This is a genomic window from Mesorhizobium sp. AR10, assembly GCF_024746795.1.
Lineage (GTDB): Bacteria > Pseudomonadota > Alphaproteobacteria > Rhizobiales > Rhizobiaceae > Mesorhizobium.
The window spans coordinates 5,452,539-5,464,212 of the sequence record NZ_CP080524.1 but is presented as its reverse complement, the minus strand read 5'-3'; the positions used below and the strand labels follow the sequence as shown (position 1 = coordinate 5,464,212).

General features: G+C 62.5%; 8 protein-coding genes and 1 tRNA gene. 6 read left to right on the top strand and 3 right to left on the bottom strand.

Features of this window, described 5'->3' with window-relative positions:
* Nucleotides 1-102: 102 nt before the first annotated feature.
* The 4 genes from LHFGNBLO_RS30335 (at nucleotide 103) to LHFGNBLO_RS30320 (ending at nucleotide 5,535) form a co-directional block, all read left to right on the top strand.
* On the top strand, nucleotides 103-1,695 hold the full coding sequence (locus tag LHFGNBLO_RS30335; RefSeq protein ID WP_258603421.1) for a peptide ABC transporter substrate-binding protein: 1,593 nt from the start codon (nucleotides 103-105) through the stop codon (nucleotides 1,693-1,695).
* 166 nt (nucleotides 1,696-1,861) lie between these two features.
* Entirely contained in the window at nucleotides 1,862-2,785 is a 924-nt protein-coding gene (locus LHFGNBLO_RS30330; RefSeq protein ID WP_258603418.1) for an ABC transporter permease subunit, read from the top strand.
* On the top strand, nucleotides 2,778-3,899 hold the full coding sequence (locus LHFGNBLO_RS30325; RefSeq protein WP_258603417.1) for an ABC transporter permease: 1,122 nt from the start codon (nucleotides 2,778-2,780) through the stop codon (nucleotides 3,897-3,899). Before LHFGNBLO_RS30330 ends, LHFGNBLO_RS30325 begins: the two co-directional genes overlap by 8 nt.
* Nucleotides 3,900-3,915: 16 nt before the next feature.
* A complete protein-coding gene (locus LHFGNBLO_RS30320; protein ID WP_258603416.1) occupies nucleotides 3,916-5,535 on the top strand; it encodes an ABC transporter ATP-binding protein in 1,620 nt (539 codons plus the stop codon).
* Nucleotides 5,536-5,573: 38 nt separating this feature from the next.
* On the opposite strand, the gene LHFGNBLO_RS30315 is transcribed toward LHFGNBLO_RS30320, so the two are convergent.
* Complete coding sequence (locus LHFGNBLO_RS30315) at nucleotides 5,574-5,918, bottom strand: hypothetical protein (protein WP_258603415.1); 345 nt, start codon at nucleotides 5,916-5,918, stop codon at nucleotides 5,574-5,576.
* 235 nt (nucleotides 5,919-6,153) lie between these two features.
* Nucleotides 6,154-6,230: transfer RNA gene (locus LHFGNBLO_RS30310), tRNA-Pro, on the bottom strand.
* Nucleotides 6,231-6,415: 185 nt separating this feature from the next.
* Here LHFGNBLO_RS30310 and LHFGNBLO_RS30305 point away from each other — a divergent pair.
* Complete coding sequence (locus LHFGNBLO_RS30305; protein ID WP_258603413.1) at nucleotides 6,416-7,936, top strand: phosphomannomutase/phosphoglucomutase; 1,521 nt, start codon at nucleotides 6,416-6,418, stop codon at nucleotides 7,934-7,936.
* A gap of 13 nt (nucleotides 7,937-7,949) precedes the next feature.
* Nucleotides 7,950-10,190: an AGE family epimerase/isomerase gene (locus tag LHFGNBLO_RS30300; protein ID WP_258603411.1), complete on the top strand. Its 2,241-nt coding sequence runs from the start codon at nucleotides 7,950-7,952 to the stop codon at nucleotides 10,188-10,190.
* Nucleotides 10,191-10,199: 9 nt separating this feature from the next.
* Here LHFGNBLO_RS30300 and betB read toward each other — a convergent pair whose 3' ends face one another.
* Nucleotides 10,200-11,663, bottom strand: a complete 1,464-nt coding sequence (betB, locus tag LHFGNBLO_RS30295; protein WP_258603403.1) for a betaine-aldehyde dehydrogenase — start codon at nucleotides 11,661-11,663, stop codon at nucleotides 10,200-10,202.
* Between the last annotated feature and the right edge of the window lie 11 nt (nucleotides 11,664-11,674).

Below are 11,674 nucleotides of genomic sequence, written 5' to 3'. Positions count from 1 at the left end.
GGAAAGGGAACCGGCGGCGCGCTCAAAGGGACCAGAATCGGTTTCGGGGCGTCAACACTCGAAAGGCGTGGCCGATAGGCCCGCGCCACAGGGAGAAACTTCATGCTGAAAAACATGCTGAAGGCGACGGTGTTCGCTACAACCATGGCTTTGGCCGCCGGCACCTTCAATACGCCGGCTTTCGCCGAGGTCATCTACAACAGGGGCAGCGCCGCCGAACCGGAATCAGTCGATCCGCACAAGACCTCGACGGTCTATGAAGCCAATGTTTTGCGAGACCTGTTCCAGGGACTGGTCATGCAGGACGAGAAGGCGAACCTCATCCCGGGCGCGGCCGAAAGCTGGACAGTCTCCGATGACGGCACAGTTTACACCTTCAAGCTGCGCAAGGACGGCGTATGGTCGGATGGCAGCCCGGTCACGGCGGATGATTTCGTCTATTCTTTCCGCCGGCTGGAAGATCCGGCCACCGGCGCCGAATACGCTTCGATGCTCTACCCCGTGAAGAATGCCGAGGAGGTCAACACCAAAAAGGGCAAGCCCGAGGATATGGGCGTCAAGGCGATCGACGCGACGACCCTGGAGGTGACGCTGAAGGCGCCAACCCCCTATTTCCTCGAGATGCTGACCCATCAGGCGGCCTATCCGGTCAACAAGGCCTCAATCGACAAGCTCGGCGCCGATTGGATCAAACCGGGCAACCTCGTCTCCAACGGCGCCTACACGCTTGCCGAGTGGGTTCCCAACGACCACCTCAAGATGGTCAAGAATCCGAAATTCTGGGACGCGGCGACCGTCAAGATAGACACCGTCAACTTCATTCCGACCGAGGACCGCTCGTCGGCGATGAAGCGCTTCGAGGCCGGCGAACTCGACAGCTATGACGACCTCCCGACCGAACAGCTCGCCGACCTGAAGACCAAGTTTGGCGATCAGATTCACGTCGGGCCGTATCTCGGCACCTACTACTACGCCATCAAGACGGACAAGGCGCCGTGGGACAATGTCGAGCTGCGCAACGCAATCTCCATGGCAATCGACCGCGACTTCCTGGCCGAGAAAGTCTGGCAGAACTCGATGCTCCCGGGCTATTCGATGGTGCCTCCAGGCATTGAAGGTTACACGCCGGCAATGGCCAAATACGCCGACATGTCGCAAATCGACCGCGAGGACGCAGCCAAGAAGATTCTCGAGAAGCTCGGCTATACGCCCGACAAGCCGCTGAAAATGGAGATCCGCTACAACACCTCGGAGAACCACAAGAACACCGCGGTCGCCATTCAGGAACAGTTGAAGCCGCTCGGTATTGAAGTCACCATGGTCAACACCGACACCAAGACCCACTATTCCTTCCTCGAACAGAAGGGCGACTATGACGTGGCGCGCGCCGCCTGGATCGCCGACTACAAGGATCCGGAAACCTTCCTCGGCATCACCCGCAAGGCCAGCGGCAACAACTATTCGCTCTATAACAGCCCGAAATACGAGGCGGCCATGGACAAGGCGGCGGCCGCCGGCGGCAAGCCCGAAGAGCGCATGAAGGATTTAGCCGAAGCCGAGCGCATCCTCGTCGACGACGCCGGCAATATCCCGCTTCTGTATTACAGCTACCACGATATCGTTTCTCCGAAGCTGCATGGCTTCGTCGACAATGTGATGGACGTGCATCCGTCCCGCTTCATCAGCAAGGACTGAGTTCCCTGGCCGAACCGCCGTTCCCTTCAGGGCGCGGCGGTTCTGGTTTGCCATCGCATCGGTCCGAAAGTCGGGATCGATTTTCACAAGGCACGATGCGAAGATTTGAAGCACTGGAGCTTGCTCGTCCAGGTGGACGCGTCGCTCCAGGCCAAGCGGGGCACCGATGCTGCGTTACGTATTCCGGCGGCTTTTGACCGCCATCCCAACGCTATTCGTCATCGTGACCATGGCGTTCTTTCTGATACGCGTCGCGCCCGGCGGCCCGTTCAATCAGGAGCGTGGCCTGAGCCCGGAGATCAAGGCCAATCTCGATGCGCAGTTCGGCCTCGGCGACCCGCTCTGGCTGCAATACATCCATTATCTCGGCAATCTTCTGCGCGGCAATTTCGGTCCCAGCTACAATATGCCTGACTTCACGGTAGGCGAATTGTTCAGGGAGGGCCTGCCGATCTCAATCCAACTCGGCGCTTCGGCGCTCGTTCTGGCGCTGATGCTCGGCTGCGTTCTCGGCACCGTTGCCGCGCTCAACCAGAACAAGCTTGGCGACTATTCCGTGATCGCTCTGGCGACCGCCGGCAGCACCATCCCGACCTTCGTCATCGCCCCGGTGATCCAGCTGTTGTTCGGATTGACCTGGAAACTGCTGCCGATCGGCGGCTGGGGCGATGGTGCCTTCATCAACAAGGTCGGCCCGGTGCTGACGCTCGCTCTGCCGCAGATCGCCATCGTCGCCCGACTGATGCGCGGCTCGATGATCGAATCGTTGCGCTCCCACCATATCCGTACCGCCCGCGCGCTCGGTCTGTCCGACTGGTCGGTGGTGGTAAAACATGCGTTGCGCGGCGCCATCCTGCCGATCGTCTCCTTCACCGGCCCGGCGGCGGCCGCCCTTCTCACCGGCTCGATCATCGTCGAGACCATCTTCTCCATCCCAGGCGTCGGCCGCTACTTCGTCGATGCCGCACTCAACCGCGACTACACGCTGGTGATGGGGACGGTGGTGGTGATCGCGATCTTCACCATCGTCTTCAACCTGATCGTCGACGTCATGTATGCCGTCGTCGATCCGAGGGTGCGCTATGACTGATATCGCAGCCACCGCTCCGGCCGTCGTCGGCCGCTCCCTGTGGGGCGATGCATGGGCGCGCCTCAAGGCCAATCGCGCCGCCATGTTCAGCCTCTACTACCTTGCGTTCATTGCGATCATCAGCGTCTTCGGCCCCTGGTTCGTGCCGCATCAATACACCACCATCTATGCCGACTATGTGCGCACGCCGCCGAGCTTCTCGTCCTATCCGAAGGCCGACATGATCGAGACCGCGCTCGATGAAGCGATCAAGCGCATGCGTGTCGACATCAAGGACTGGCGCCAGGAAGGCAATCGCATCTTCGTCACCGTCACCTCGGCCAAGGCGATCGACGACCGAAATATCCGCTATATCGACCGTTCCGATGCCTTTGACGACACCAAGATCGAGAGCAAATCGGCTGATGGTCTCGAAGTGGTGATGAGTGCCTCGATCAAGCAGCAATATTTCCTGTTCGGCACCGACAACACCGGCCGCGATCTCCTGTCGCGAACGCTGATGGCCGGGCGCATCTCGCTGGCCATCGGCCTGCTCGCCGGCGTGGTCGCCGTTGTGATCGGCGTGCTTTACGGTGCTTCGGCCGGCTTTGCCGGCGGCAAGGTCGACGAGGTGATGATGCGCATCGTCGATGTGCTCTATTCGCTGCCGTTCATCTTCTTCGTCATCATGCTCGTGGTGTTCTTCGGCAGGAATTTCGTGCTGATGTTCCTGGCGGTCGGCGCGGTGCTGTGGCTCGACATGGCGCGCATCGTGCGCGGACAGGCGCTGTCGATCCGGCGCCAGGAATATGTCCAGGCGGCGGAAGCGATGGGCGTCGGCCAGCGCGGCATTCTGCTGCGCCACGTCATCCCCAACCTGCTCGGGCCGGTGGTCATCTACATGACGTTGCTGGTGCCGCAGGTCATCATCCTGGAGAGCTTCCTGTCCTTCCTCGGGCTCGGCGTCCAGGAGCCGATGACCAGTTGGGGCGTGCTGATCTCGGTCGGCGCCAAGAATATCGGCACCGCCAACTGGCTGCTTTTGTTTCCTGCCTTCTTCCTCGTTTCGACGCTGTTTGCGCTGAACTTCGTCGGCGACGGCCTGCGCGACGCGCTCGACCCAAGAGATCGATAAAGATGGGATCGTTGAGATGAAAACGCCCGAAACGATCCTCAGCGTCAAGGACCTCCGCGTCCGCTTCCGCACGCTCGATGGCGCGGTCGAAGCGGTCAAAGGCATCAACATCCACGTCAATGCGGGCGAAACCGTCGCCGTGGTCGGCGAATCCGGGTCCGGCAAGAGCCAGACCATGATGGCGGCGATGAGCCTGCTGGCATCGAACGGCGAGGCATCAGGCAGTGTCGACTACCGCGGCCGCAACCTCTTGGCGCTGAGCAAATCCGAGCTCAACCAGGTCCGTGGCCGCAAGATCAGCATGATCTTCCAGGAGCCGATGACCTCGCTCGACCCGCTCTATTCGATCGGCAACCAGCTGATCGAACCGATCCGCCGGCATAGAGGACTTGGCGCGGCCGAGGCGCGCGAAGAGGCGCTCAAGCTTCTGCGGCTGGTCCATATTCCAGATCCCGAACGGCGGATGAAATCCTATCCGCACGAAATGTCGGGCGGCCAGCGCCAGCGCGTCATGATCGCCATGGCGCTGGCCAACGACCCCGATATACTGATCGCCGACGAGCCGACGACGGCGCTCGACGTGACCATCCAGGCGCAGATCCTGATGCTGCTCGCCGAACTGCAGCGCAAGCTCGGCATGGCGATCGTCTTCATCACCCACGATCTCGGCATCGTCAGGCGTTTTGCCGACCGCGTCTACGTCATGCGCTATGGGGAGGTCGTCGAGGAGGGCGAGGCGGAAGCGGTCTTCGCCAACCCGCAGCATGCCTACACCAAGATGCTGATTGCCGCCGAGCCGACTGGCACCAAGGCGCCGCCGCCAGCCAACGCGCCTGTCCTGCTCGAAGGCAGGAATGTCGAGGTGACCTTCAAGATCGGCGGTGGCTTCCTCGCCGGCGAGCCGCTGCTGCTGCGCGCGGTCGATCGCATTTCGATCCGGCTGAAACGCAACCAGACCATCGGCATCGTCGGCGAATCCGGCTCGGGAAAATCGACGCTCGGCCGCGCCTTGCTGCGGCTCCTGCCGAGCGACGGCGTCATCCGTTTCGGCGACCGCGATATTTCCGAGGCCGACCGCCAGGCAATGCGGCCGCTGCGGCGTGAACTGCAGCTGGTCTTCCAGGATCCGTTCGGCTCGCTGTCGCCCCGCATGACCATCGGCCAGGTCATCACCGAAGGGCTTCTAGTGCATGAGCCAAGCTTGTCGGGCAAGCAGCGCGATCTGCGCGCGGTCGAGGCGCTGCTGGAAGTCGGCCTCGATCCCAATTCGCGCAACCGCTATCCGCATGAATTCTCCGGCGGTCAGCGGCAGCGTATCGCCATTGCCCGCGCCATGATCCTGAAGCCCAAGGTGGTGGTGCTGGACGAGCCGACCTCGGCGCTCGACCGCTCGGTGCAGAAGCAGATCGTCGAGCTGCTGCGCAAGCTGCAGGCCGACCACGAACTGTCCTACCTCTTCATCAGCCACGACCTCGCGGTCGTGCGCGCCATGGCCGACTACATCATCGTCATGAAGCAGGGCAAGATCGTCGAGGAGGGGCCGACCGAGGCGATCTTCAGCGATCCGCAGGACATCTACACGCAGACGCTGATGGCTGCCGCGATCGATGTCACGAGGTTCCGCCTGAGCGCTTGAGACGGAAAGCGCCAGCCAACCGCTCTGGCCGTGTCAGTTCACCCCGGCAATGCCGCGCACTTGCGGCGTCTCGCGGCGACCAGGGCCTCTTGCTGTTGCTTAAACCGATCGATCCTCGCCGTCTCGCGATCGGCGACGGCCGTCTTGACGCGAGTACCGCCCCAAAGCCAGCTTGGAACGCTGGTGTTCGCGACCTTGCCGCGGCTGATGGCGGTTTGTGAGATGCCGCGGGCGACGTCTCCCACGGCATTGTTGAGCTCGACGCATGTCATGGTGTCGTATTTCGCTGGATCGACCGCTCTGCCTATCGATGAGCAGCCGCCGACAACAAGCAGGGCGAGCACCAGAGGGGGCGGCAAGCGTGCCGTCGAAATCAACTTCATGTGCGCAACCTCACTCCAGCACCGCTATTTCGGCAGCTGATCATATTATCGAGGTAGAGCAAGCTACCGTTTCGTCAAAAATAGCATGCGCTCTCGAGCGTTATCGGAGACCTTACAGAAGCCGGAAATGCGACAGCGGCAGATGCCGCGCGGCTGGCCTCGATCCGCCCGTATGAAACGAGATATTTCTTGAGGAGGTATCGGGAGAAACAAATACCTAAGTATTTGTTTTTTCTGGTCGGAGTGGCAGGATTTGAACCTGCGACCCCCTCGTCCCGAACGAGGTGCGCTACCAGGCTGCGCTACACTCCGTGACCAGACCGCGGGCTTATAGCCGCCGCACTTCGTTCCTGCAAGCGCCAATGGCAGCGCTTCTGTCGCATTTCGTCTGCTTTGCGGTTTCGCGCCGGATAAACACGGCTTAAAGGCTTGTATGCTAAGCAAACGCCGACAACTGCCTCGATATCCGTGTTCCAGCCGCTTGGAGTTTTGCTGTCTTGACCCTCAGGATCGTTGGCGAAGCCCGTCCCAACACCTTCGAATTCGAAACCTCAGCGCTGATCAAGGCATCCGGGTTTCGCGAGTATGACGCGCGCTGGTGGTTCGGCCATCCGGCCTCGGCCGAGCCGCCGGAGCTCAATCTGATTGGCGTCCAGGCGCTCGGTATGGGGTTGGGCACGCTGATCCGCCGCCTTGGCGCCGGCCCCGATATCGTCACCGGCCATGATTTCCGTTCCTATTCGCTCGGCATCAAGCTGGCGCTGGTTTCCGGCCTGATGGCCGCCGGTGCGCGGGTCAGGGATGTCGGCCTCGCGCTGTCGCCAATGGCCTATTTTGCCCAGTTCGCGCTGGATACGCCGTCGGTCGCCATGGTCACCGCCTCGCACAACGAGAATGGCTGGACCGGCGTCAAGATGGGCGCGGCGCGTCCGCTGACTTTCGGGCCGGAAGAGATGGGCGCGCTGAAAAAGATCGTGCTTGCCGGCGACTTCGACCTTGTCGGCGGCGGCTCCTATGATTTCGTTTCCGGGTTCCGCGAAACCTATTTGGACGATCTGACCCGGGACAAGCGCATCACGAGAAAGCTGAAGGTGGTCGCCGCTTGCGGCAACGGCACCGCCGGCGCTTTTGCGCCGCAAGCGCTGGAACGCATCGGCTGCGAGGTGATACCGCTCGATGTCGAGCTCGATCATAGCTTCCCGCGCTACAATCCCAATCCAGAAGACATGCAGATGCTGCACGCCATCCGCGACAAGGTGCTGGAAACCGGGGCTGATGTCGGCCTCGGCTTTGACGGCGACGGCGACCGGTGCGGCGTCGTCGACAATGAAGGCAACGAAATCTTCGCCGACAAGGTCGGCGTCATGCTGGCGCGCGATATTTCCCGCCTCCATCCGGGTTCGACCTTTGTCGTCGACGTCAAGTCGACCGGGCTGTTCAAGACGGACTCGGTGTTGCAGGCAAATGGCGCCGTCACCGACTATTGGAAGACCGGCCACTCCTACATCAAGCGCCGCGTCGCCGAACTCGGCGCCATCGCCGGTTTCGAGAAATCCGGTCACTTCTTCTTCAATCCGCCGGTCGGGCGCGGCTACGACGATGGCATCGTGACGGCGATTGCAATTTGCCAGATGCTGGATCGCAGTCCGGGCAACTCGATGGCCGATCTCTACCGCGATCTGCCGCTGACCTTCGGCACGCCGACCATGTCGCCACACTGCCCGGACGATGTGAAATACGGCGTGGTCGAGCGGGTGGTTTCCGACTTTCAGGCCATGCGGCAGGACGGTGCCGTCTTTGCCGGCCAGAAGATCGCGGAGCTGATCACCGTCAATGGCGTGCGCGTCGTTGCCGAAGACGGCACCTGGGGCCTGGTGCGGGCCTCGTCGAACAAACCGGAGCTTGTCGTCGTGGTCGAGAGCCCGGTATCGTCCGAACGCCGGCGGCAGATGTTCGAAGGCGTCGATGCTGTGCTGCGTCGCAGCCCCGAAGTCGGCGCCTACAACCAGACCTTCTAATCGCGAGAGCCGAATGACCGAGCGGATCGTCAGTTTTGTCATGAGCGGCGGCATCGGCTCGCGGCTCTGGCCGCTGTCGCGCGAAGACAATCCCAAGCAGTTCCACGACCTGTCGGGGGACGGCTCGATGCTGGCCAAGACTCTGCGCCGATTGACGGACAGACCTGACGGCGAAACGCCGATCTTCCTGATCGCGTCGGAGCGGCACGCCGATCGCGTCCATGCCGACCTCGCCGGGCTCGACCTTTCCGGCGGCGGCCCGCTGTTCGAGCCGACCGGTCGCAACACCGCCGCCGCGGTCGCCTTGGCGACGCTGCGCACGCTGTCCGAATTCGGCGACAGCCTGGTGCTGGTGGTGCCGTCAGACCACGAGATATCAACCGCGCGGCAATTCTGGCAAAGCGTCGAGGCAGGCTGCGCGGCAGCACTTGCGGGCCGGCTGGTGGTGTTCGGCATCAAGCCGACGCAGCCCGAAACCGGTTACGGCTATATCGAGATATCCCGCGAAAAGGACGGCATCTGCGACGTCTCGCGTTTTGTCGAAAAACCCGACCTCGCCACCGCGCAGAGCTATCTCAAGGCCGGAAGCTTCTACTGGAACACCGGCATCTTCCTGTTTCGCGCTAGCGCCATGCGCGATGCCTTCGCGACTTTCCAGCCCGACATCTGGCAAGCCACCGAAGCTGCCTACAAGGCCGCGACATCAGATCTGTCCGGCCTCTATATGCCGCTGGAGCTCTACGCCGCCATTCCGTCGACCTCGATCGACTATGCCATCATGGAGCGGGCAAAAGACATCGCCATGGTGCCGGCCGGCTTTCGCTGGAACGATCTCGGCTCCTGGCAGTCGCTGCTCGATGTCGGTCCTTCCGACGGCCAGGGCAACGTCATCGTCGGCGACGTCGTCGCCATCGACTGCGAGAATTCCTACTTCCGCAGCGATGGCCGCTTGCTGTCGGCCATCGGCCTCAAGGATGTCGCCATCGTCTCGACCGTCGATGCCACCTTCGTCGCCCCGGTCAGCCACAGCCAGCACGTCAAGAAGATCGTCGAACAGCTCGAAAAAAGCGGCCGGCTGGAAACAAGGTTCACGCCGGCGCACGACCGCGTCATCGAAAGCGGCGCCTGGCGGCGGCGCGTGCATCACTGGCTGTTTCAGGAGACCGTGCCACTCTGGTCGACGATCGGGGTCGACGAGCGTCACGGCGGCTTTCATGAGGCGCTGGGTTTTGACGCCACGCCGCTGATCAAGCCCAAGCGCATGCGCACCATGGCGCGGCAGGTCTATGCCTTCGCAGTCGCCAAGGCGCGCGGCTGGGACGGCCCAGCCGACCGCCTGATCGGCCACGGCATCGAGTTCATGTCCAGGAATGGCCGCACCGACAGTGGCGGCTGGGTGCGCACGCTGAATGTCGACGGCACGGTCGCTGACGCCGCCGAGGATGCCTACGATCATTCCTGCGTGCTGCTGGCGCTGGCGCATGCCCATATGTGCGGTAACCCGGATGCATTGAGGCTTGGCGAGGAAACCTTTGTGTTTCTCGACGCACATCTCGAGGATAGTCGCATGACCGGTTTCCTGGAGACGTCGGGCGGCGAGGGCGAGCGGCGCTCCAATCCGCATATGCATCTGCTCGAGGCCTTCCTGGCCTGGTATCAGGCGACCGGAGACCGCGCTTATCTGCGCCGCGCGGCGCGCATCATCGACCTGTTCCGCAGTCATTTCTTCGACTCGGAAAGCTGGACACTCGGCGAATATTTCGATGCCGAATGGAAGCCGGCGAGCAGCGAGAAAGGGTCTTGGACAGAACCCGGCCATCACTTCGAATGGGCCTCTTTGCTGGTCGATTTCGCCGGGCGCAGCGGCCAGACCGAATTGAGCGGCTTTGCCCGAAAACTCTATGCCTCGGCGATCGCCAACGGCCTCAACCGCGCCACTGGCCTCGCCTATGGTGCCGTCTCCCGGCAAGGCCTGCCGCTCGACCTTGTGTCACGCAGTTGGCCGCAGGCTGAAGCGATCAAAGCGGCGATCGCGCTGGATGGTTCTGGTGGGCCTGACCTCAAGCCGGAGATTGAGGCGCGTGTCGGCCGGCTGTTCCGTTGGCACATCGATCCTGCGCCGCTCGGCCTGTGGATCGACCGCATCGACGAACGCGGCCGCTCGTTGGCGTCAGACGTGCCGGCCAGCATTTTTTATCATCTGGTCTGTGCGCTGACCCAGTATCTGGACAGCACCAATGACAAGCCTCAGTAATCTGCGGCCTCAGTAGGGACTGGCGACGTCGCCGGTCTCGACATAGATCGATTTCAGCTGCGAATAGAGCGCCAGTGCTGCCAGCGAATTCTCGCGCCCGATGCCCGACTGCTTGAAGCCGCCGAAGGGGATTTCGACCGGCGTCAAATTGTAGGCATTGATCCAGCAGGTGCCGGCCTGCAGCTCGGCGATGACGCGGTGGGCGCGTGGCAGGTCGCGTGTGAACACGCCGGCGGCGAGGCCGAACTCGGTGTCATTGGCGCGGTCGATCACCTCGTTCTCGTCATCGAACTTCAGTACGCTCATGACTGGCCCGAAAATCTCCTCACGCGCGATGCGCATGGAGTCGGTGACGCCGGTGAAGACTGTCGGCTCGACGAAGAAGCCGCCCTGGAAGCCCTGCAGCGAAGGCACGTTGCCGCCGCAGGCAAGCACAGCACCGTCCTGCTTGCCGATCTCGATATAGCCGACGACCTTCTCGTGCTGCGCCTTCGAGACCAGTGGTCCCATCTGTGTTTCGGGATCGAGCGGATCACCGATGCGAATCTTCTTCGTCCGCTCGACCAGCCGGTCGACGAAGCGGTCGTGGATGCCCTTCTGTACGAAGACCCGCGTGCCGTTGGAGCAGATCTGGCCGCTCGAATAGAAATTGCCGAGCATGGCGCCGCCGATGGCGTTTTCGAGATCGGCATCGTCGAAGACGATCAGCGGCGACTTGCCGCCGAGTTCCATGGTCGCGTGCTTCATCTTGGAGCCGGCGAGCGACAGCACCTTGCGGCCGGTCGGCACCGAACCGGTCACCGAGACCTTGGCGACGACATCGTGCCCGACAAGGCCGGCACCAACGTCGCCATAGCCTTGCACGACGTTGAACAGCCCGTCGGGCAAGCCGGCCTCCGTGTAGATTTCGGCCAGCGCCAGCGCCGACAGCGGCGTATTCTCCGAAGGCTTGAACACCATGGCATTGCCCATGGCCAGCGCCGGTGCCGATTTCCAGCCGGCGATCTGGATCGGATAGTTCCAAGCGCCGATGCCGACGCAGACGCCCAGCGCCTCGCGCCTGGTGTAGGCGAAAGGCCCGCCGAGATCGACGGACTCGCCATTATAGGCAGCGACCGCGCCGCCGAAATACTCAAGGCAATCGGCTGCGGAGGGCGCATCCGCGACCAGCGTTTCCTGGATCGCCTTGCCGGTATCGAGCGTCTCGATGCGCGCCAGATCGGCATTGCGCGCGCGCAAAATGTCGGCGGCGCGGCGCAGGATGCGTCCACGCTCGACCGGCTTGAGCCGCGCCCATGCTGGCTGTGCTGCACGCGCTGCTTCGATCGCGAGTTCCACCACGTTCGGTGTTGCCGAACGCAGCATGGCGATGGTCTCGCCGGTGGCCGGATAGATGACCGGCAGCGGCGCACCCTGCTCGTCGTCGATGTAGCGTCCGTTGACATAGTGCGATGCCGTGGGCTGGGCGCGCATGGGAGTTCTCC

Excerpts from the sequence above, each read along its gene's own strand:
- LHFGNBLO_RS30335 (WP_258603421.1), top strand. The coding sequence starts at position 103 with ATGCTGAAAAACATGCTGAAGGCGACGGTGTTCGCTACAACCATGGCT.
- LHFGNBLO_RS30330 (WP_258603418.1), top strand. The coding sequence starts at position 1,862 with ATGCTGCGTTACGTATTCCGGCGGCTTTTGACCGCCATCCCAACGCTA.
- LHFGNBLO_RS30325 (WP_258603417.1), top strand. The coding sequence starts at position 2,778 with ATGACTGATATCGCAGCCACCGCTCCGGCCGTCGTCGGCCGCTCCCTG.
- LHFGNBLO_RS30320 (WP_258603416.1), top strand. The coding sequence starts at position 3,916 with ATGAAAACGCCCGAAACGATCCTCAGCGTCAAGGACCTCCGCGTCCGC.
- LHFGNBLO_RS30315 (WP_258603415.1), bottom strand. The coding sequence starts at position 5,918 with ATGAAGTTGATTTCGACGGCACGCTTGCCGCCCCCTCTGGTGCTCGCC.
- LHFGNBLO_RS30300 (WP_258603411.1), top strand. The coding sequence starts at position 7,950 with ATGACCGAGCGGATCGTCAGTTTTGTCATGAGCGGCGGCATCGGCTCG.
- betB (WP_258603403.1), bottom strand. The coding sequence starts at position 11,663 with ATGCGCGCCCAGCCCACGGCATCGCACTATGTCAACGGACGCTACATC.